20 protein-coding genes are annotated in these 20,832 nt (G+C 41.6%); 12 read left to right on the forward strand and 8 right to left on the reverse strand.

The window, feature by feature from the left end:
- Positions 1–33: 33 nt before the first annotated feature.
- From rsmG to BM291_RS15400, 3 genes are read right to left on the reverse strand one after another with little or no spacing between them, the layout of a single operon-like run.
- A complete protein-coding gene (gene rsmG / locus BM291_RS15390) occupies positions 34–678 on the reverse strand; it encodes a 16S rRNA (guanine(527)-N(7))-methyltransferase RsmG (protein ID WP_092899012.1) in 645 nt (214 codons plus the stop codon).
- Positions 678–1,289, reverse strand: coding sequence for a sigma-70 family RNA polymerase sigma factor (locus BM291_RS15395; protein ID WP_092899014.1), 612 nt, complete (start codon positions 1,287–1,289; stop codon positions 678–680). Before BM291_RS15395 ends, rsmG begins: the two co-directional genes overlap by 1 nt.
- Positions 1,280–2,416: a glycosyltransferase gene (locus BM291_RS15400; protein WP_092899016.1), complete on the reverse strand. Its 1,137-nt coding sequence runs from the start codon at positions 2,414–2,416 to the stop codon at positions 1,280–1,282. Before BM291_RS15400 ends, BM291_RS15395 begins: the two co-directional genes overlap by 10 nt.
- Positions 2,417–2,537: 121 nt before the next feature.
- On the opposite strand from BM291_RS15400, the gene tgt reads away from it, so the two are divergent.
- The 3 genes from tgt to BM291_RS15415 are packed head-to-tail and all read left to right on the forward strand — an operon-like array spanning position 2,538 to position 5,652.
- Positions 2,538–3,668 carry a tRNA guanosine(34) transglycosylase Tgt gene (gene tgt, locus BM291_RS15405; RefSeq protein WP_092899098.1) on the forward strand — a complete coding sequence of 377 codons (1,131 nt, stop codon included), beginning with the start codon at positions 2,538–2,540 and terminating at the stop codon, positions 3,666–3,668.
- Between the two features lies 1 nt (position 3,669).
- On the forward strand, positions 3,670–4,743 hold the full coding sequence (locus tag BM291_RS15410) for an LptF/LptG family permease (protein WP_092899018.1): 1,074 nt from the start codon (positions 3,670–3,672) through the stop codon (positions 4,741–4,743).
- Entirely contained in the window at positions 4,744–5,652 is a 909-nt protein-coding gene (locus tag BM291_RS15415) for a DMT family transporter (protein ID WP_092899020.1), read from the forward strand.
- Positions 5,653–5,658: 6 nt separating this feature from the next.
- Here BM291_RS15415 and BM291_RS15420 read toward each other — a convergent pair whose 3' ends face one another.
- The 3 genes from BM291_RS15420 to ispE form a co-directional block, all read right to left on the reverse strand.
- Positions 5,659–5,877, reverse strand: coding sequence for a type II toxin-antitoxin system PemK/MazF family toxin (locus tag BM291_RS15420; protein ID WP_245786894.1), 219 nt, complete (start codon positions 5,875–5,877; stop codon positions 5,659–5,661).
- 64 nt (positions 5,878–5,941) lie between these two features.
- A complete protein-coding gene (locus BM291_RS22435; RefSeq protein WP_262481224.1) occupies positions 5,942–6,070 on the reverse strand; it encodes a hypothetical protein in 129 nt (42 codons plus the stop codon).
- 196 nt (positions 6,071–6,266) lie between these two features.
- A complete protein-coding gene (ispE, locus tag BM291_RS15430; protein ID WP_092899022.1) occupies positions 6,267–7,076 on the reverse strand; it encodes a 4-(cytidine 5'-diphospho)-2-C-methyl-D-erythritol kinase in 810 nt (269 codons plus the stop codon).
- A gap of 533 nt (positions 7,077–7,609) precedes the next feature.
- Between ispE and ilvD the strand changes: the two genes are divergently transcribed.
- From ilvD to leuB, 9 genes are all read left to right on the forward strand, one after another.
- On the forward strand, positions 7,610–9,289 hold the full coding sequence (ilvD, locus tag BM291_RS15435; RefSeq protein ID WP_092899024.1) for a dihydroxy-acid dehydratase: 1,680 nt from the start codon (positions 7,610–7,612) through the stop codon (positions 9,287–9,289).
- 4 nt (positions 9,290–9,293) lie between these two features.
- Complete coding sequence (ilvB, locus tag BM291_RS15440) at positions 9,294–10,988, forward strand: biosynthetic-type acetolactate synthase large subunit (RefSeq protein ID WP_245786895.1); 1,695 nt, start codon at positions 9,294–9,296, stop codon at positions 10,986–10,988.
- An 11-nt stretch (positions 10,989–10,999) separates the two neighbouring features.
- Positions 11,000–11,500: an acetolactate synthase small subunit gene (gene ilvN / locus BM291_RS15445; RefSeq protein WP_057939693.1), complete on the forward strand. Its 501-nt coding sequence runs from the start codon at positions 11,000–11,002 to the stop codon at positions 11,498–11,500.
- Between the two features lie 62 nt (positions 11,501–11,562).
- Positions 11,563–12,606 carry a ketol-acid reductoisomerase gene (ilvC, locus tag BM291_RS15450; RefSeq protein WP_092899026.1) on the forward strand — a complete coding sequence of 348 codons (1,044 nt, stop codon included), beginning with the start codon at positions 11,563–11,565 and terminating at the stop codon, positions 12,604–12,606.
- A 20-nt stretch (positions 12,607–12,626) separates the two neighbouring features.
- Complete coding sequence (locus tag BM291_RS15455) at positions 12,627–14,135, forward strand: 2-isopropylmalate synthase (protein WP_092899028.1); 1,509 nt, start codon at positions 12,627–12,629, stop codon at positions 14,133–14,135.
- Positions 14,136–14,137: 2 nt separating this feature from the next.
- A complete protein-coding gene (gene leuC / locus BM291_RS15460) occupies positions 14,138–15,544 on the forward strand; it encodes a 3-isopropylmalate dehydratase large subunit (protein ID WP_092899030.1) in 1,407 nt (468 codons plus the stop codon).
- Positions 15,545–15,652: 108 nt separating this feature from the next.
- Entirely contained in the window at positions 15,653–16,243 is a 591-nt protein-coding gene (gene leuD, locus BM291_RS15465) for a 3-isopropylmalate dehydratase small subunit (RefSeq protein ID WP_092899032.1), read from the forward strand.
- A 6-nt stretch (positions 16,244–16,249) separates the two neighbouring features.
- Complete coding sequence (locus BM291_RS15470) at positions 16,250–17,836, forward strand: alpha-isopropylmalate synthase regulatory domain-containing protein (RefSeq protein ID WP_092899034.1); 1,587 nt, start codon at positions 16,250–16,252, stop codon at positions 17,834–17,836.
- On the forward strand, positions 17,805–18,872 hold the full coding sequence (gene leuB / locus BM291_RS15475) for a 3-isopropylmalate dehydrogenase (RefSeq protein WP_092899036.1): 1,068 nt from the start codon (positions 17,805–17,807) through the stop codon (positions 18,870–18,872). Before BM291_RS15470 ends, leuB begins: the two co-directional genes overlap by 32 nt.
- Before the next feature lie 88 nt (positions 18,873–18,960).
- Here leuB and BM291_RS15480 read toward each other — a convergent pair whose 3' ends face one another.
- Together BM291_RS15480 and BM291_RS22475 are read right to left on the reverse strand one after the other, a co-directional pair.
- Positions 18,961–19,827: a VOC family protein gene (locus BM291_RS15480; RefSeq protein WP_245786896.1), complete on the reverse strand. Its 867-nt coding sequence runs from the start codon at positions 19,825–19,827 to the stop codon at positions 18,961–18,963.
- Entirely contained in the window at positions 19,820–20,707 is an 888-nt protein-coding gene (locus BM291_RS22475) for an SRPBCC domain-containing protein (RefSeq protein WP_092899038.1), read from the reverse strand. The genes BM291_RS15480 and BM291_RS22475 overlap by 8 nt, the downstream gene beginning before the upstream one ends.
- Positions 20,708–20,832: the final 125 nt, after the last annotated feature.

Here is a 20,832-nt window from a genome sequence, read left to right on the forward strand (position 1 = left end):
TGGTTAGCCCTCTTAATTGATCAAGCCGATTATTTATCTCTTCTCCTCCCAAGGAATATAGATCACTTTTTTGGTCTCAAAATATGCCTCTTTGAAGTAGTCCTGCATGTGATAAACCACGTAAGATTTGTCCAATTCCTCCATTTCCTCGTCTACCTCTCCGCCTTTCAGATAGAGAATGCCATTGGCAAATTCGCTTACATCTTCCTTACGGATTTTGTTTTTCACCCAAGGATAAAAATTAGCCATTCGAGTCACTGCCCGACTGATCACAAAGTCATATTTTCTAACCAACTCCTCAGCTCTGGCTTGCTGTGCTTCTACATTGGTAAGTCCAAGCTGCTTCACCACGTCCTTTACTACCGTGATCTTTTTCCCAATAGAATCGACCAAATGAAAATGTGTCTCAGGAAACATGATCGCTAGAGGAATTCCTGGGAAACCACCTCCAGTGCCAATATCAAGGATTTTGGTGTCTGGTTCGAAGGGCATCACTTTCACTATCCCTAGGGAATGCAACACATGATGCACATAGAAATGCTCCATGTCCTTGCGAGATATCACGTTGATCTTGGAGTTCCAATCTTCGTATAGCTCCTGAAGGTTGTCGAATTGCGCTAACTGAACCTCAGTAAGGTCTGGGAAATAAGACTGGATAAGTTGAGTACCGGAGTTCATTAAATGTGTTTTTCTTTGCCTGCGGCAATTTCGTATAGTAATTCTCTAGAGCGGTGAAGTTGTGCTTTCACTGTCCCTAGCGGTTTTTCCAATTCTTGGGCTATCTCTTCGTAGGACAGCTCGTCAAAGTAGCGGAGCTGTACGAGTTTTCTGTATTTCGCAGGAAGCTTATCCACAAAGATCCGCACCATCTCGATCCGCTGTGTACGGATGAATTCATCTTGCGGATTGTTATCATCATCTTCCACATCGATCGTTACGGAATTCCCTCCATCATCCGACATGGTTGTATTCAAGCTCATGGTTTTGAGCTTCTTCTTACGGATAAAATCAATGGTATTATTCGTGGCAATTCTAAAAAGCCAAGTAGAAAAGGTGTAATCTTTTTTGAAGCGATGCAGATTTTTGAACGCTTTTGCGAAAGCCTCCATCGTCAAATCCTCTGCATCATCTGCATCTCGGATCATTTTCAAGATCATGTAATAAACGGCCTTTTTGTAGCGCTTCATCAAAGAAGCGTACGCTTGCTGATCTTGGTGCTGTACGGCCTGATCGATTAACTCAAAATCTTCGAGTGCTTTCTTAGAAAAACCGCGTTCGTTTATTTCCATTGGATGTCTTTTGCCTGGTGGGATATAGTCCCTAAAATCCAAAAGTAACCTAAATACAAGAAATCAAGCATCCAGATGTTTTTCGGTGGTTTAGTTCCTTGGATCTTCCTTTCTGCCGCTTTGAAAATTCGGACAACAAGAATAGATCTCAATAGGATAATACCGAAAACAACGGAAAAATGTTCCCAGCTTTCCGCTAAACCGAAATAAATAAGCAATCCTACCCCTCCAATCCAGAATAATGCATGAGAAAAGGTATATAATCCAATCTTTCTCTTGTCTTCACTCCGGTAATACTTTCCAGCATTCATATGCCTTTTCTTTTGAATCAAGTATTCCTTACTGGTCTCTTTTGGCTTGGAAATCGTATTCGCTTCAGGATCTATAACAATTGTAGTGTTTCTCCCACTGGCATACTGATTTATAAAAAGATCATCATCCCCACCTTCTATATGCCAAAGTCCTTTGAATGCTTTTACTTCCATAAAGAACTCTTTGCGATAGCATAAATTCCTTCCAATTGCCATGAAAGGTCTTCTCCATAGACCGAAGGACATGTAATAAAGTGCTGTCAGCAAGGTTTCGAATTGAATCCAGTTATTTAAAAATCCTGGTTTTTGTTCATATCCAGAGAAACCAACAGCAAAAGTTTTATTGTGATTTCTTACCGGCGCAGTCATTTTCCGAATCCATTGATCAGATTGCGGCAGACAATCTGCATCAGTCAACAAAATAATATCGTTTTTGGCTACTTTGATACCAAGGGTGAGCGCGTACTTCTTTGCAGTCAGGTGTGCTGGTGTGTATTTGACTGTGACAGATCGAAGTTTTGGATAATTCTCCATCATTTTCTCCAGCAATCTCTTGGTACTATCGGAGGAACGATCATTGACTACCATTACATCGAAAGCGGGATAATCCTGTTCGAATATCTTGGGAATGAGCGTCTTAAGATTTGAAAACTCATTGTGAGCACAAATGACCACGGTCACCCCTTCTTCATTTGGCGAAGTAGATTGAGATTTATTGCCCGAGTAAAAGGCAGTCTTACCAAAAATAAATAACAGGTAAACTACCTGAACAAGTATTCCGATACCGAAGAATAACCAAAGTAAAAATAGGCCCATAGGTCGATTTTGCTGCGCAAATATAAAATCAAAATCAGCAAACCATTTAAGAATAAGCGTATATTTTTGTGGGCTGAACGGGACAGTCTGTAGAATGTCTCTCCAGCAACCCTTTATAGATATGAAGTTTACCTTAGAATACAGTGATTCCAAAAGCAAAGCCAGAGCAGGTGTAGTAAAAACCGATCATGGTGATATTCAAACTCCCATTTTTATGCCCGTGGGCACTGCTGGTTCTGTGAAGGCCGTTCATCAGCGGGAATTAGATCAGGATATCAAGGCTCAAATCATCCTTGGAAACACCTACCATTTATATTTGAGACCAGGACTGGACGTGCTGGAGAAAGCTGGAGGCCTCCATAAGTTCAATGGTTGGGAAAAACCAATCTTGACAGACAGCGGAGGATACCAGGTTTTTTCTCTTTCCGGAACACGCAAAATCAAGGAAGATGGTGTGATGTTCAAGTCACATATAGATGGCTCCAAGCATCATTTCACTCCAGAGAATGTCATGGATATTCAGCGTACAATCGGTGCTGATATCATTATGGCTTTTGATGAATGCACTCCTTATCCATGCGAGTACGGCTATGCAAGAAATTCTATGGAAATGACGCATCGCTGGTTGACACGTTGTATTGGCAGATTTGATGAGACAGAAGGGAAATACGGCTACAATCAAACACTTTTTCCTATCGTTCAAGGATCTGTCTACAAGGATTTGCGTACCCAAAGTGCAGAATTCATCGCATCGACCAATCAACAAGGAAATGCAATCGGTGGGCTTTCGGTAGGAGAGCCGGCTGAGATGATGTACGAGATGACGGAATTAGTCACTGATATTCTACCTAAGGACAAGCCGCGCTACTTGATGGGAGTAGGAACTCCGGCAAATATTCTGGAATGCATCGCTCTGGGAGTGGATATGTTTGACTGCGTAATGCCTACCCGTAATGCCAGAAACGGCATGCTTTTCACTTCTGAAGGATTTATCAATATCCGAAACGAAAAGTGGAAGGATGACTTTACCGGCATAGATCCAGCCATCGGAGGTTACGTGAGCACCTTTTACACTAAAGCATATTTGAGGCATTTGACCATCAGTAAGGAAATATTGGCTGCGCAAATTGCCAGTATACATAATCTGAGTTTTTACCTGTGGCTTGTTGGCCAAGCTAGAGAACATATCCTAGCAGGCGATTTTGCCGTTTGGAAGGATCAAATGGTAAAGAAAGTGAGCACCAGACTCTAATATGAAGATACTCGACAACCTGATCATCAAGGATTTTCTCAAGACCTACTTCTTCGTAGTGGTCATGTTGATTCTGGTGGTTTTGGTTTTGGATTTCACCGAGAAGAATGACTCCTACATCCGAAATGAGGTGCCTTCTAGTGAGATATTCAAGTACATGATTAATTACGGTTTGTATTTGAATAACCTATTGACTCCTATCACGGTCTTTATCTCTGTTATTTTTATCACTTCCAAAATGGCTGGAAGAACTGAGATCATTGCCATACTGAGCAGCGGAGTAAGCTTCATGAGAATGCTAAGACCCTTTCTCTTTGCTGCAATTATGATCGGTAGCGTGAGTTTTTTATTGAATGGCTGGGTGTTGCCTGGAGCAACAGAAGGCGTAACAAAGTTCCGAATCACCTATTTAGATAAGGAAAAAACCTCTTCTGAATCCAATTCTCATATCAAAGTTGGAGAATACTCTTATGCATTTATCAGTCGGTTTTACAAGATTACAAATACCGGACATAGTTTCACGCTTGAGACCATCAAGGATGGAGAATTAGTGGATAAGCTCTCTGCAGATAGAATAGAATGGGATACTGCCAAGCGAGTCTGGACTCTTCGGAACTGGAAACTTAGGGAATTAAGGGAACGAAAGGAGATTTATTCTTATGGGGAAGAACTAGATACTACACTTTCTATTCGGCCTGAGGACTTTGACTTACCTCCAAATCATCATGAGACATTAACACTTCCTGAACTAAGCAAACAGATTAAAATCTTGGAAGCAAGGGGAGCGGACAATGTTGGCTTTTATAAAATTGAGCGCTATGTGCGCTTTATGTCTCCTTTTGCCGCCATCATTTTAACTTTTATAGGCGTAATTATGTCCGCAAGAAAAACTCGTGGTGGGTCTGGTTTCCAGATCGCGATGGGCTTTTTGTTGGCATTCGTATACATTATCTTATTTATCCTATCCAGAACTTTCGCGGAAAATGGAGCAACCTATCCCATTTTTGCAGTTTGGCTACCAAATATTATTTTTGGTTTGACAGGTCTTCTACTTTACAAAACAGTCCCGCGCTAGATGAACGCTACGATCAAGGATTACTTGATGCTCCATTTGATTGTACTCATTTGGGGATTCACCGCTATTCTGGGTCTGCTGATCAGCCTCCCTGCTATAGAACTGGTATTTTATAGAACTCTGATTGCAGCTATTGGAGTTGCTGGCCTTTTCCTCTTGAAAAAGAAAAACTTACTCATGCCTTTTCCAGACATGATCAAAGTCACTGGGGTTGGATTTGTCATTGCCATGCACTGGATTTTGTTTTTCTGGTCCGCACAGGTTTCTACCGCGTCTGTTTGCTTAGCAGGAATGGCGACAACCTCACTTTGGACTGCTTTCGTGGAGCCTCTCTTCAATCGTACCAAGATCAAATGGTATGAAGTTGGGCTTGGCTTGATGGTGATTTCGGGTCTTTTGGTGATTTTCAGCTTTGAGTCCGGCTATTGGCTTGGACTAAGTATGGCATTGGCATCTTCTTTCTTGGCGGCAGTTTTTTCAGTTCTGAATAGTAAGCTAGCACACAAACACCATCCTTATCAGATCACTTTCTACGAGATGGCTGGAGCCTGTTTGTTTACACTTCTGTTTATGCCCATCTATTCTAATTTCATGACAGATGAAGGCCTAAAGTTAACTTGGGTTGGTTACGACTGGTTTTGGCTTTTTATACTTGGAGGGATTTGTACGGTCTACGCATTTTCGGTTTCAGTGGAATTGATGAAGAGACTTTCAGTCTTTTCGATCAACCTAACCGTAAACCTTGAGCCAGTTTACGGAATAATTTTGGCCGTTCTCATTTTTGGAGAAAGCGAAAAAATGACTCCACAATTTTACTTAGGGACTGGGATTATCCTGGTATCAGTGCTGACTTACCCTGTACTGAATTATATAAATAAAAGAAGGAAGCCAGTGAGGCCGCTAGGTTGAAAGGTTCTAAAGCGTTGTAATATCCTTCAGAGTTGCTAGCGCCGTTTTCAATTCATCAGTTGATATTTCCCCTATTTTTTCGATAAGTCTATCCTTTGAAATTGATCGGACATGAAATACCATGAGTTCAGACTCGATCTTCAAACCATTTTTCGGAGATGGTTTTAGAATTGGATTTCCCTGATAGCTTTTGATTTTGGAAGTTAGAGGAGCCGTGATTACCACTTAGGATCACTAATGGCCCGATTGCTCCGAGCCTATTACAGGATTTAGATCAGTCATCCAGATATCACCCTGCTTCATCTTCGATTTGCTTTAGATAATTTTCCATTCCTTCTTCTGCCACCATTAGAATATCATCATCCTGAGCTGCTTTGTTGTAAGATTTGACATATTCAGCTCTTTTTAGATGATCCAAATAGAGATTCAGCGCATTTTACATCAATTTATTCTTTGGCAGAGAAAGCTTTTTAGCATAATCGGCGAGCCTTTGAAGGAGGTCGTCGGGAAGTGTACTAGTGTAAGTTGCCATTGCGTTTTATATTTATGATTTAAAAATATAAACAACAAAACTCTGAACCAACAGTCTGACTAACTCTTTTATTTTTAGTGTTTTATAACAATTCCTCAACTTGAAAATAGCTCTTATCCCAACCAATCTGACGTGGCTTCTCATCAAACAATCCGAATACCGAAGAGCCAGAACCCGACATAGCCGCGTAATAAGCTCCATTTTCATATAGCTTCTCTTTTATAGAGACGATCTCGGGATGATTAGGAAATATGCTTGCCTCAAAGTCATTTACTAGCTCGTTTCTCCATCTACTTTTGTCTGCCAAAACCTCTTCAAGCTTTACTTTTGCCGCAGCTGGAGTCACCCCTGCATATGCTTCTTTGGTCCCAATGTGAATTCCTGGATTAATCAAAACCAGGTGAGTCCCTTTCAAGTCTAGTTCCACTGTTTCCAAAAGTTCTCCTCTCCCTCTGGCGATTTTCGGCGTATTCTCTATAAAGAAAGCACAGTCAGATCCGAGTTGGGCAGCATACTCTTCGAGAAAGAAATCATCCAAGATCAGATCAAAGAGATTATTCATGAGATTCAACGCAAATGCTGCGTCCGCTGACCCGCCTCCAAGTCCAGCACCCATCGGAATGTTTTTATGAAGGTGAATCGCTAGATGAGGCAAGTTTGGAAAGTCTTTCTTGAGAAGCTGATAAGCCTTGAGGATAAGATTGTCTTTGGAATCGCCAGGGACTTCCAGCCCAGTAGTGGTAAAAGTGGTTTTCTTGGTATCGATGACCATTTCCAGAGCATCCAAAAGAGGAATAGGATACATACAGCTCTCTATATCGTGGTATCCATCTTTTCTTTTAGCAGTAATATGGAGACCTAAGTTGATCTTAGCGTTTGGAAATGAAATCATTGAATTGAATGTTTGCTCAAAAATAGAATAAAAATCAGGGGATTTGAATTTTTCTCCAATTGAGAATTCGGTAAAAAATCTAGCATTTATTGAAGTAAATGTGGTATATCATTTTTCTTATTAAAAAAAAGAGAATAACTTTTGCATTAAGTTGAAGAAACTTGAAATCAGTACAAAATTTTGAAAATCGAAAATTTAGACAAATCATTTGCTGTAAAACAGGGGTAAATAGCAGGTATTGAAGATTTTTATTTTGAAAAAATAAATTTTACCTGCATTTTTTATCTGAGTAACTTGAAAAATGTAAAATTAAATATTGTAAGTCTGAAAATTCGGTTTTAAGTTTGTCATGTACTTCGGCATCAAGTCGGAGGTAACCTCGAAAAATAGTATGTATAAAGTAGTCATTTTGCTAAGCGTAATTATTCTCATTGGATTTTAAATGTGAGGCACTAGACTATTCTTTATAATGAAATAAAAAAAAATCTGAAGTGCCTCACTAACCTGAGGCACTTTTTTTATACCCCATGAATATGACCCTGAAAAAACACAGTTGGGAAATAAGCGACAATGACGAGCATCCAGCAGGTAAAGCCATGCTTTACGCTACTGGTATGAGCGATAAGAAAATGAAACAGCCATTTGTAGGGATAGCCAGTTGTGGTTATGAAAGTAACCCCTGCAACATGCACTTGAACGACTTTGCCGGTCTGATCAAAGCCTCCTCTCAAGAGCATGATCTGACCGGTTTGGTTTTTAATACCATTGGGATCTCTGACGGAACCACTATGGGTACGCTGGGAATGCGCTATTCCTTGGTTTCGAGAGAAATCATCGCTGATTCTATTGAGTCGTTTATCATTGGCCACTCGTTCGATGGTTGTGTATCTGTGGCTGGCTGTGATAAGAATATGCCAGGCGCGGTTATGGGAATGATACGTACTGACAGACCGGGTATTTTGGTCTATGGTGGTACTATCGCCTCCGGTAATTACAAGGGAGAAAAGCTGAACATCGTCTCAGCATTCGAAGCTTTTGGAAAAAGAGTCAATGGCAACATCTCAGATGAGGACTACGATGGAGTGATGCGTAATTCTTGTCCTGGACAAGGTGCTTGCGGCGGAATGTACACGGCAAATACCATGTCATCTGCTATTGAAGCAATGGGCATGTCGTTGCCTTACTCTTCTTCTTATCCGGCAAATTCTCCAGAGAAACTTAGAGAATGTCGTGAAGTAAACAAATACATGAGAGTCCTATTGGAAAAGGACATCAAGCCTAGCGACATCATTACTAGAAAAAGTATTGAGAATGCAGTCACTGTTGCGATCGCTTTAGGCGGAAGTACCAATGCAGTAATGCACATCATCGCGATAGCAAGAACTGCCAAAGTGGATTTTAACATTGAGGATTTCAAAGCGATCAATGCGAAAACGCCGATGCTTGGTGATTTCAAACCATCAGGAAAATTCATGATGGAAGACCTTCACGAGCAAGGTGGTGTACCTGCTTTCATGAAGTACATGTTGCAAAACGGTTTCTTACATGGAGACTGTATGACTGTGACGGGAAAAACAGTAGAAGAAAATCTAAAAGATATAGAACCAGTGACTGTTTCCATGGTGAACGTAATTCATCCATTAGAAACTCCTATCAAAGCTACTGGACACTTGTGTATCCTAGATGGCAATTTGGCACCAGAAGGAGCAGTAGCTAAAATCACAGGTAAGGAAGGTAATGCCTTTACTGGCCCAGCTCATGTATTTGATTCAGAGCAAGAGGCAAATGATGCAATTCGAGATCATAAAGTGCAAAAAGGCGAAGTACTTGTCATTAGAAATATTGGTCCAAAAGGAGGTCCTGGAATGCCAGAAATGCTAAAGCCTACTTCAATGATTATTGGAGCTGGATTAGGGGCAGACGTGGCCTTGATCACAGATGGAAGGTTCTCAGGTGGCACGCACGGATTTGTAGTAGGACACGTGACTCCTGAAGCTTGGAGTGGTGGGCCGATAGGATTAGTACAGAATGGAGATATTATAACTATTGATGCTGTAGGATTGAAGCTTTCTGTAGCCGTCTCCGATGAAGAGTTAGCCGAAAGAAAGAAATCCTGGAAACAAAAAGACGTCTCCGATTTGCAGGGAACATTAAAGAAATACAACAAATTAGTATCGACCGCATCCGAAGGTTGCGTAACAGACAAATTCTAAACCCATGAAGGATTCAATGATAAGAGGAGCTGACATCGTTGTTAGATCACTCATTGCCGAGAATGCGGAAATAATCTTCGGATATCCCGGAGGGGCAATAATGCCAGTTTATGATGCATTACATGATTATCATGATCAACTAAGACATGTCCTGACACGCCATGAGCAAGGAGCTATCCATGCTGCACAAGGATATGCTAGAGTATCAGGTAAAGTAGGAGTCTGTATTGCCACATCAGGACCTGGTGCTACTAATTTGATTACAGGATTGGCAGATGCTCAAATCGATAGTACACCTTTGGTTTGTATCACGGGACAAGTTGCTTCCCATCTACTTGGCACAGATGCTTTTCAGGAAACTGACGTAGTAGGCATCTCTATGCCTGCGACCAAATGGAATATCCAGGTCAGAAGAGTAGAGGACATCGCTCCAGCTATAGCCAAAGGCTTTTATATAGCTAAGTCAGGAAGACCAGGGCCAGTATTGATTGACATTACTAAAGATGCTCAGACTAATTTTGGCGAGTTCAATTATAGCAAATGCTTAGGTTTCAGATCTTATAGGACGCATATTCCTGTGGAGAAGTCAGCAATCCAAGAAGCTGCATTTTTGATCAATATGGCTAAGAGACCTTATTTGCTTTTTGGTCAAGGAGTAGTTCTGGGAGAAGCAGAGGAAGAACTGAAAGCTTTCTTGGATAAGTCAGGCATACCTGCAGCATCTACGCTGCTTGGATCAGGAGCCCTTTCTGAAGATCACCCAAATTATGTTGGTAAACTTGGTATGCATGGAAACTATGCTCCAAATTTACTGACTAATCAATGCGACGTTTTAATCGCAGTTGGGATGAGGTTTGATGATCGAGTAACTGGTGACTTGAAGCGCTACGCTAAACAGGCAAAAGTGATTCACCTGGAGCTTGACCCTGCAGAAATCAATAAGATCGTAAAATGCGAAGTAGCCGTGCTTGGTAGCTGTAAAGATAGTTTAAGTTTACTTGCTGACGCTGTTAATGTAAATGCTTATCCAGACTGGATGGCTAAATTCCAAGAGTTGGCTGATCAAGAGAATGCGACTGTAATACAGCCTGATTTGAAGCCTACCAAGGCTGGCTTGACTATGGGAGAAGTAATTCACCAAATCAACCAATACAAAGCAGACGATGCGATATTAGTAACTGACGTTGGTCAGCACCAAATGATTGCTTGGCGATATTTCAATTACAAAAAACCAAGAACTCAAGTTACTTCTGGCGGTTTGGGAACCATGGGATTTGCACTTCCAGCAGCACTGGGAGCTCAGATGTATGATTTCTCCAGACAGGTGGTTTGTGTGGTAGGTGATGGAGGTATTCAGATGACTATCCAGGAACTAGGTACGATTATGCAGACCAAAGCTCCAGTGAAGATTGTTTTGCTTAATAACAACTTCCTTGGAATGGTAAGACAGTGGCAGCAAATGTTCTTTGACAAGCGCTACTCATTTACCGAACTTGATAACCCTGATTTTGTCAAAATAGCTGAGGCATATAATATTCAAGCTCAGAAAGTCACCGAACGTGGTGATCTACAGGAAGCAATTGAAGATATGCTGATTCACGATGGACCTTATTTCCTCGAAGTAGTAGTGGAAAAAGAAGATAATGTATTCCCAATGATTGCCACTGGCTGTTCAGTGGAAGAGGTTAGACTTAGCTAAACCAACCCTAAATGAAACGATATACCATATTCGTTATTACCGAGAATTTCATCGGTATTCTAAATCGCATCACCATTATTTTTACCCGTAGAGGTATCAATATCGATGCACTTACAGCCTCAGAAAGTCGCCTGGAAGGGATCCATCGGATCACGATAGAGGTGACCGCTTCGGAAGACACGGTCATTCAGCTAGTCAATCAGATCGAAAAAATCATCGATGTGATCAAGGCTTTTTACCATGAAGATGAAAGCGTAGTCTATCAGGAGATCGCATTGTACAAAATCCCTGTTTCGAGATTAGACGGAGGATTGGAAAAAATAATTCGCCAGCATAACGCCAAGATCATCGCCGCAGAACCAGACTTTGTTGTCTTGGAACTGACAGGTCACAAGGAGCAAACCCAGGAATTGCTGGAAATCTTAAAAGGTTACGGCCTCTTAGAGTTTGCGAGATCTGGCAGAGTAGCTGTCGCAAAAAGAATGTTGACAATTGACAGTTTTGTCAAATAATAATAAACCAAAAAAGGATTCCGAGGGAACCTATTAAACACTAGTAATAAATAAAAAAGCTCATGAAATTAAAATTCGGCTCAACAGAAGAAAACGTAGTAACTAGGGAAGAATTTCCACTAGAAAAAGCAAGAGAAGTACTCAAGGACGAAGTGATCGCAGTATTAGGTTACGGTGTTCAAGGTCCAGGTCAGGCGCTTAACTTGAAAGACAACGGATTCAACGTGATTGTAGGTCAGCGTAAAGGCTCCAAAACTTGGGACAAAGCTGTAGCTGATGGCTGGGTTCCTGGCGAAACACTTTTCGAATTGGAAGAAGCTTGTGAAAAAGGCACTATCCTTCAATTCCTTCTTTCTGATGCAGGGCAGATTGCTCTTTGGCCAACAGTAAAGAAGCACCTTACTCCAGGTAAAGCTTTGTATTTCTCTCACGGTTTCGGTGTGACTTACAAAGACAAAACTGGCATCATCCCTCCAGCTGACGTAGATGTAATCTTGGTAGCTCCAAAAGGTTCTGGTACTTCATTGAGAAGAATGTTTGTAGAAGGTAGAGGCTTGAACTCTTCTTATGCAATCTATCAGGATGGAACTGGCAAAGCTTATGACCGTGTTGTAGCTCTAGGTATCGGTGTTGGTTCAGGGTATTTGTTCGAGACAGATTTCTACCGTGAAGTAACTTCCGATTTGACTGGAGAAAGAGGTACCTTGATGGGTGCTATCCAGGGTATTTTCGCAGCTCAGTATGAGGTACTTAGATCAAATGGTCACACTCCTTCAGAAGCGTTCAACGAAACAGTGGAAGAATTGACTCAGTCATTGATGCCATTGGTAGCTGAAAATGGTATGGATTGGATGTACGCCAACTGCTCCACTACTGCACAAAGAGGTGCTTTGGATTGGTGGAAACCTTTCAGAGATGCTACTAAGCCAGTATTCGAAGAATTATATGCTAGTGTAAAATCTGGACAAGAGGCTCAGAAGTCTATCGACTCTAACTCTAAAGATGATTACAGAGTGAAATTGGAAGCTGAATTGAAAGAATTGAGAGATTCTGAAATGTGGCAGGCAGGTGCTGTCGTCCGTCAATTGAGACCAGAAAATAATTAATATAAAAACCCCCAAGAATTATGAGTGAGAAGCTATGGATATTTGACACTACCCTGAGAGATGGGGAGCAAGTACCCGGGTGTCAGCTGAATACCCAGGAGAAGATTGTGGTAGCAAAAGCGCTGGAAGAACTAGGTGTAGATATTATCGAAGCCGGCTTTCCTATTTCGAGTCCAGGAGATTTCAATTCTGTCCTCGAGATTTCAAAGGCAGTATCAAACCCGATTATCTGTGCCCTCTCCAGAGCTGTTGAAAAAGATATCGAAGTAGCGGCTCAGTCCCTCAAATTCGCTAAAAAAGGCAGGATTCACACGGGTATTGGTGTTTCTCCTTATCATATTCAATTCAAACTGCGCTCCACTCCCGAGGATATCATTGCTCGGGGTGTGGCAGCAGTGAAGTTTGCCAGACGATTTGTAGACGACGTGGAGTTTTATGCTGAAGATGCAGGACGTGCAGATGAAGACTTCTTGAACAAGATCATTGAGGAAGTGATCAAAGCTGGAGCTACAGTTGTCAATATTCCTGATACGACTGGATATTGCCTTCCAGAGCAATACGGTGCTATTATCGCTAGTTTGAGAAATAATGTGCCAAATATCGATAAAGCTATCATTGCTACCCATTGTCATAATGACCTCGGGATGGCTACTGCCAATACCGTATCTGGTGTACAACATGGAGCACGTCAGGTAGAAGTGACTATCAATGGTATAGGCGAGAGAGCTGGCAATACTTCTATGGAGGAAGTGGTAATGGCAATCAAATGTCATAAATCAATTGATGTCCATACTGAAATCGTCACTCCTAGAATCTACAATACCAGCCGATTGGTTTCCAAATTGATGAATATGCCTGTGCAGCCAAACAAGGCTATTGTAGGCAGAAACGCTTTTGCCCACTCATCAGGAATTCACCAAGATGGTGTATTGAAGCATAGAGAAAATTACGAAATCATCGACCCTAAAGATGTGGGTGTAGGTGAGTCAACTATCGTATTGACAGCCAGATCTGGAAGAGCTGCCTTGAAGCATCACTTGGATGCATTAGGAGTAGAATTAGAAGGTGAAGCACTTCGTGAAGTATATGAGGAATTCTTGATTCTTGCTGATAGCAAGAGAGATATTGGCCGAAAAGATCTTTTAGGATTGGTAGGCAAATACGTAGAAGACTCAAATTTCATTGAACTAGGTAAAGTTACTTATTCTTCCAACGGGACTATCCAAGCTCAGGTATCTTTGAAGATAGGTGATGAGGAACATACCTCTACCGCTCATGGCAACGGACCTGTGGATGCTGTACTCAAGGCAATTGAAAAAAGCGCCAAGCCAGCAGTTGAACTGGAAGAATTCCTAATCCAAGCCATTACACATGGAAGTGATGACGTGGCTAAAGTTCACATGAGATTAATCAAAGGAGACAAGCCTTACTATGGTTTTGCTTCTCATACTGACATCGTTTTGGCATCAGCTCAGGCTTTTGTCGATGCACTCAATAAAATACCGGTCAAAGAATACGCGACCGCATAATTATGGAAAAGACAACATTATTTGATAAAATCTGGGATGCTCACGTAGTGAAATCCGTTCCTGCTGGGCCAGATGTATTCTTCATCGATAAGCATTTTATCCATGAAGTGACTTCTCCAGTAGCTTTCCTTAATCTGGAAAAGCGTGGAATAGGAGTTAAAAATCCAAGCAGAACAGTAGCTACACCTGATCACAACGTTCCTACGGTAGATCAGGACAAAACTATAAAAGACAAGCTTTCCCGCATGCAGGTAGAAAGACTTCGTGAGAACTGTGCCAAACACGGCATCGAACTTCACGATTTAGGATCTGCACATCACGGGATTGTACACGTGATCGGTCCAGAACTAGGCATCACCCAGCCTGGTATGACGATCGTATGTGGCGATAGCCATACATCTACTCACGGTGCCTTCGGAGCTATTGCTTTCGGCATCGGTACTTCTGAAGTAGAGATGGTACTTGCTACACAGTGTATCATGCAGTCCAAAGCCAAGAAAATGAAAATCTCCATTGATGGAGTGGCTGGTAAAGGAGTGACATCTAAAGATTTGATTCTTTATGTGATCGCTCAGATTTCAGCAGCAGGTGCTACGGGATACTTTGTGGAATATGCTGGATCAGCAATTCGAAGCCTTTCTATGGAAGCAAGAATGACTGTGTGTAACATGTCTATTGAGATGGGTGCACGTGGTGGTTTGATCGCTCCTGATGAGACTACTTTCGAGTATCTAAAAGGTAAAGACTACGCTCCAAAAGGTGAAGACTGGGATAAAGCTGTTGCTTACTGGAAAACTTTGAAAACAGACGAAGGTGCTGTTTTCGACAAAGAATATCACTTCGATGCTGCGGATATTGAGCCGATGATCACCTACGGTACTAATCCAGGTATGGGTATCAAAGTGAAAGGAAATATCCCGACTACTGAAGGAATGGAAGGAAGTAACAAAACTTCTTACCTAAAGTCTCTAGCCTACATGGGCTTTGAGCCAGGTGAAGCCATCAAAGGTAAAAAGGTTGATTTCGTATTCGTAGGGTCTTGTACCAACGGAAGAATTGAAGATATCAGATCTGTAGCTGAATATGTAAAAGGCCATAAGAAAGCTGACAACATCACTGCTTGGATTGTACCAGGTTCTCGCGAAGTTGAGAAAATGGCCCATGAAGAAGGATTGGTGAAAATCTTGGAAGAAGCAGGATTCGAACTTCGTCAGCCGGGCTGTTCAGCTTGTCTAGCGATGAACGATGACAAAATTCCTTCTGGAAAATATGCAGTTTCTACGTCTAACAGAAACTTCGAAGGTCGTCAAGGACCTGGAGCTAGAACAATGCTCGCATCTCCTTTGACTGTAGCAGCAGTCGCCATTGCTGGCGTAATCTGCGACCCAAGAGAAGTATTTCAAAATTAAAAATACGAAGTCAGAAATGGGAAGTACGAGTTTGAATCGGTAAGCAAGGCTTAAGTACCGATCAAATCTTTCAATTTTCCAATGTTTCAATCTTTCAATCAATAAAAAATGGCTTACGATAAATTTACTGTTCTCACGAGCACTGCGGTTCCTTTACCGACAGACAATGTGGATACAGATCAGATCATCCCAGCTCGATTCCTGAAGGCTACTGAGCGTGAAGGTTTCGGAGACAATCTATTCCGTGACTGGAGATATGATGTGGAAGGCAATCCTAAAAAGGATTTTGTCTTGAACGATCCAACTTACAGTGGTAAAATCTTGGTTTCTGGCAGAAATTTCGGTTCTGGATCTAGCCGAGAGCACGCAGTTTGGGCATTGTATGATTACGGATTCAGATGTGTAGTCTCCAGCTTTTTCGCAGATATCTTCAAAAATAACTGCTTGAATATTGGAGTATTGCCAGTGACAGTTTCGCCAGAGTTTTCTGACAAACTGATGGATGCAGTTACAGCGAATCCTGCTGAAACTATCACCGTTGATATTCCTTCTCAGAAGATCACATTGGATTCCACAGGCGAATCTGAATCTTTTGACATCAATGAATACAAAAAAGACAACATGCAAAATGGCTTCGACGACATCGACTACTTGTTGAGTATGTCTGATGAAATCGAGGCTTTCGCAGCAGATAAATAAGTGGAAATGACCGCAGGGAAGCGCATAGAAATAATGGATACAACGCTGAGGGATGGAGAACAGACCTCAAGCGTTTCCTTTTTGCCTTCTGAAAAGCTGCAAATCGCTAAACTTTTGCTGGATGAATTGAAGGTGGACCGTATAGAGGTGGCTTCAGCAAGAGTTTCAGATGGAGAGTTGGCAGGTGTACAGAAAATCACCCATTGGGCGGCCGAAAAAGGCTACCTAGACCGGGTGGAAGTATTGGGCTTTGTAGATACTCCCGCTTCGGTGGACTGGTTACTTAAAGCCGGTGCCAAAGTGATGAACCTACTCACCAAAGGCTCGCTAAATCACCTAACTCATCAACTCAAAAAAACACCAGAGCAGCATTTTGAAGACATACAAAAGAGCATAGAATATGCTCAGGAGAATGGAATCGACATAAATGTCTACCTAGAAGACTGGTCAAATGGTATGCGTAATTCTCCGGAATACACAATCGATTTGATCGCGTTTTTGACTACGCAACCGGTGAAAAGAATCATGCTTCCGGATACTTTAGGACTACTTTCTCCTGAAGAAACCAAAACATATTTCATACAAATCACCACGGAGTTTCCTAATACGCATTTTGATTTCCATGCGCACAATGACTATGATCTCTCGATCGCAAATGTCATGGAAGCTATTATGCACGGTGCCTCCGGGATTCATACGACAGTGAATGGTTTAGGAGAAAGAGCAGGAAATGCTCCTCTAGAATCAGTAGTGGCAGTGATCAAAGATTTCACTGATTTAGAAATCGGTGTGAAAGAGCAAAAAATCTACCGTGTAAGTAAACTAGTAGAGCAATTTTCTGGTCAACATATCCCGGCAAATAAGCCTGTGGTAGGCGAAAATGTGTTCACTCAAACAGCAGGAATTCATGCCGATGGGGATAATAAGAAGAATCTATATTTCAATGATCTCCTTCCAGAGCGATTTGGTAGGCAGAGGAAATATGCCCTTGGCAAAACTTCCGGTAAAGCCAATATCCTAAAGAATCTCGAAGAACTTGGGATTTCTTTGGAGCAGGATGAATTAACCAAAGTAACTCAGCGCATAATTGAGCTGGGAGACAAGAAAGAGCGAGTGACTACGGAAGATTTGCCATACATCATTTCTGATGTGCTACAGAACAATTCCATTTCCAAAAATATCCACATCGAAGGCTATCACATGACTCATTCCAAGGGATTGAAGCCATCTGTGCAACTTAGATTAAATATTTATGGAAAATCATACGATGCCACAGCCACTGGAGATGGACAGTATGATTCATTCATGCGAGCTATCAAAAAGATCTACAAATCACGAAAAAGACAACTACCAAAGTTGATCGATTACCATGTTTCCATTCCTCCTGGAGGAAAAACCGATGCTTTCGTAGAGACTGTCATCACGTGGGATTATGGAAAAATATTTAAGACAAAGGGGTTAGACCCTGATCAAACAGTGGCTGCGATGATGGCCACAGAGAAAATGCTGAACATCGTCGAATCATTCAATCAAACACCAACGAAAGAAGAATCCAAGTTTTATGGAAATGAATATCGCGCTGTTGCCGGGTGACGGCATCGGACCTGAAGTAATCGACCAGGCTGTGAAAGTAGTGAAAGCTATCGGCCAGAAATTCGGACACAAAATCACTTTTAAGGAGGCAATAGTAGGTGCTGCCGCAATTGACGCGACTGGCCAGCCTTATCCAGATGCTACTCATGAAATCGCTGCAGCTTCGGATGCGGTTCTTTTCGGAGCAATCGGAGATCCTAAATATGATAATGATCCTAAGGCAAAGGTTCGTCCTGAGCAAGGATTGTTGTTGATGCGTCAGAAACTTGGCTTGTTTGCCAACGTAAGACCTACGTTCACTTTTCCTTCTTTGGTACACAAATCTCCTTTGAAGTTGGATCGTGTGGATGGTGTGGATTTGGTGTTCTTCAGAGAATTAACTGGCGGGATTTACTTCGGCGAGCCAAGAGGAAGAAACGAGCAAGGCGACAAGGCATTTGACACTAATGTGTACAGCAAATTTGAGATTGTACGCTTGGCGAGAATGGGCTTTGAAGCTGCGCAAAAAAGAAGAAAACTCCTGACTTGCGTGGATAAAGCAAACGTGATGGCGACTTCCAGACTTTGGAGAGAGACCGTACAGGAGCTTGCTCCAGAATATCCAGATGTGAAGGTAGAATATGAATTCGTAGATGCGGTAGCGATGCGCTTGATTCAGTGGCCAAAAGCTTACGATGTGTTAATTACAGAAAACTTATTCGGTGATATCTTGACTGACGAGGCTTCTGTGATCTCAGGATCTATGGGCTTGATGCCATCTGCTTCTTTAGGTTTAGGTGTGAAATTATTCGAGCCAATTCACGGATCTTATCCACAAGCGAAAGGGAAGAATATTGCTAACCCGTTAGCAACGATACTTTCTGCTGCAATGATGTTTGATTATGCTTTTGATTTGAAAGAAGAATCTGAACTAATTTCCAATGTGGTTAATCTTTCCCTAGAGGAAGGATATGTCACTGAAGATATCGCAGATGGCGGTACAGCTTACAAAACTTCGGAAGTTGGCGACTGGTTAGCTGCTAAGATTTTGGCATAAGCTTCAACTTATATACTTGAACTACTCGAGATTTGTAATCTCGAACTTCATTAAAAAAAACCACCTTGACAGAGGTGGTTTTTTTCATTTAAGCATTTTTAAGCTCCTCGATATCAAACTTGTTCATTTTCATAAAAGCCTGAACCACTCGACCGGATCGTTCGGGATCTGACATTAATTCAGAAAGAATTTCAGGGACTATCTGCCAAGAAACACCAAATTTGTCTTTCAACCAGCCACACTGACTTTCCTTCCCTCCTTCTACCAATTTCTCCCAGAAATAATCGATCTGATCCTGATCCCTGCATTCTATTACAAATGAAAGTGCCTCGTTGAAATCAAAATCATGCACGAGCGCACTGTCCATCGCTGCAAATAACTTTCCATTCAGCTCGAACTGCGCATGATTAATAGACCCATCTTGGCCATTAGCATCATTTGCTCCATATCTAGAAATCATCTTGATATTAGAATCTTCAAAGATGCTCGTGTAGAAATTAATTGCCTCTTCGGCTTTTCCAAAATTAGTCCCAGAGAACAATAAAGCCGGGATGAATTTCTGGTCAGAAAACTCAGGCTTGTCGATTGTGAGTTGCCAAGTGACTCCAAACTCATCCTGTAACCAACCATACTTTTGGCTCCAAGGATAAGTATCTAGAGGTATCAGCGCTCGTCCGTTAACAATCAGTTTATCCCACACTTCCTGAATATCCACTTCATTTTGAACAATCGTATAAAATGAAATCGCTGGCGTAAACTTAAATTGTGGACCGCCATTGAGGCACATAAATTTTTGGCCAGCGGCGATAAAAGTCACCACCATTGGGTTTTCGTCAACAATCGCTGAATCCGAAAACACAGAGCAATAAAATTTCGCAGCTTCTTTTGCATTCCCATCAAACCACAAACATGGGTAGATGGGCTTATTCAGCGCATTAACATGTTGATTACCCATTTCTTTTTTCGCAGATTTCTTTGAGTTTGTCTAAAGCTTTTGGCCATATCCCCGTGAAATAATCATCAAATTCCATAGAGGAATCCAAGTCAATCAAGAGTAAGGTATTATCTCCTTGTCCTTCAAAAGTATACTTCTCGTGAGCGCCTTTCCACATTTCTACTTCTTTTCCCTCCATTATTTCCACTCCCTCTTTTAGTTCGCCGAGATGTTCGATATCGATGTGCTTATTTGGCTCATTTTTCACAACTTTACTTACCAAACCATTTTGATTTCCCTCCTCACCTAGAGAGACGAAAAGGATTTTGCTTCCCTTTTCCCAAGAGCCGATGTAGGTAGAACCTGGAGAAAAGACATCGGTCCATTCTTCATAAGTCGGCTTTTCCAGCATTATTCTATAAACCTCTGCAGGAGTATTCTTAATCAAAATCTGAAAATTCAATCGAACCAATTTTGCATCTGATTCTGTGTAAGTTTTGAAATTATCTAAAATAGACTGCCAGCCACTTTTTTGCACTTCCATCGAATTTTCCATCTCAGCATCAAAAGTCTCAGTGACTTCTACTCCATCAGGTACCTTTTTGAATGAAACTGCCGCCTGACGCCCGTCATCCATGATGTACGAGAAAAACGAATGCTTTTGCACCTCCTGATATACACCTCCGAAATCGAAGCCCATACTACCATCCTTAGCTTCCATTGTAGTTGTAAAACTCCCGCCGGGCTGCAGGTCATTTTCTGCACTAGGTGAATGCCAGTCAGGGGAGGCATTATTCCAATGTATGATATGCTTGGGCTGCGTAAAGTAATCCCAGACTTTTTCTAATGGAGAATCAACTATTGTCTTTACGGTAATTTTGATTTTTTGAGTAGTTGTCATGGTCTTCTGATTTTTTATAAAAATTTACTTTACAAAAGTATCTAGTGATTGACTGAACCAGCCTGTTCAATTCAGACAAATGATGGGCGAAATACGACAGGAAACATTAAATTCAAGTTATGAAA

Origin of the sequence: Algoriphagus aquimarinus, from assembly GCF_900112005.1 — a bacterium.
In the GTDB taxonomy this organism is placed as follows: Bacteria; Bacteroidota; Bacteroidia; order Cytophagales; family Cyclobacteriaceae; genus Algoriphagus; species Algoriphagus aquimarinus.

Bases quoted from the DNA above. Each gene is read 5' to 3' on its own strand.
- rsmG (WP_092899012.1), bottom strand. From the start codon at position 678: ATGAACTCCGGTACTCAACTTATCCAGTCTTATTTCCCAGACCTTACT.
- BM291_RS15395 (WP_092899014.1), bottom strand. From the start codon at position 1,289: ATGGAAATAAACGAACGCGGTTTTTCTAAGAAAGCACTCGAAGATTTT.
- BM291_RS15400 (WP_092899016.1), bottom strand. From the start codon at position 2,416: ATGGGCCTATTTTTACTTTGGTTATTCTTCGGTATCGGAATACTTGTT.
- tgt (WP_092899098.1), top strand. From the start codon at position 2,538: ATGAAGTTTACCTTAGAATACAGTGATTCCAAAAGCAAAGCCAGAGCA.
- BM291_RS15410 (WP_092899018.1), top strand. From the start codon at position 3,670: ATGAAGATACTCGACAACCTGATCATCAAGGATTTTCTCAAGACCTAC.
- BM291_RS15415 (WP_092899020.1), top strand. From the start codon at position 4,744: ATGAACGCTACGATCAAGGATTACTTGATGCTCCATTTGATTGTACTC.
- ispE (WP_092899022.1), bottom strand. From the start codon at position 7,076: ATGATTTCATTTCCAAACGCTAAGATCAACTTAGGTCTCCATATTACT.
- ilvD (WP_092899024.1), top strand. From the start codon at position 7,610: ATGACCCTGAAAAAACACAGTTGGGAAATAAGCGACAATGACGAGCAT.
- ilvB (WP_245786895.1), top strand. From the start codon at position 9,294: ATGAAGGATTCAATGATAAGAGGAGCTGACATCGTTGTTAGATCACTC.
- ilvN (WP_057939693.1), top strand. From the start codon at position 11,000: ATGAAACGATATACCATATTCGTTATTACCGAGAATTTCATCGGTATT.
- ilvC (WP_092899026.1), top strand. From the start codon at position 11,563: ATGAAATTAAAATTCGGCTCAACAGAAGAAAACGTAGTAACTAGGGAA.
- BM291_RS15455 (WP_092899028.1), top strand. From the start codon at position 12,627: ATGAGTGAGAAGCTATGGATATTTGACACTACCCTGAGAGATGGGGAG.
- leuC (WP_092899030.1), top strand. From the start codon at position 14,138: ATGGAAAAGACAACATTATTTGATAAAATCTGGGATGCTCACGTAGTG.
- leuD (WP_092899032.1), top strand. From the start codon at position 15,653: ATGGCTTACGATAAATTTACTGTTCTCACGAGCACTGCGGTTCCTTTA.
- BM291_RS15470 (WP_092899034.1), top strand. From the start codon at position 16,250: ATGACCGCAGGGAAGCGCATAGAAATAATGGATACAACGCTGAGGGAT.
- leuB (WP_092899036.1), top strand. From the start codon at position 17,805: ATGGAAATGAATATCGCGCTGTTGCCGGGTGACGGCATCGGACCTGAA.
- BM291_RS15480 (WP_245786896.1), bottom strand. From the start codon at position 19,827: ATGGGTAATCAACATGTTAATGCGCTGAATAAGCCCATCTACCCATGT.
- BM291_RS22475 (WP_092899038.1), bottom strand. From the start codon at position 20,707: ATGACAACTACTCAAAAAATCAAAATTACCGTAAAGACAATAGTTGAT.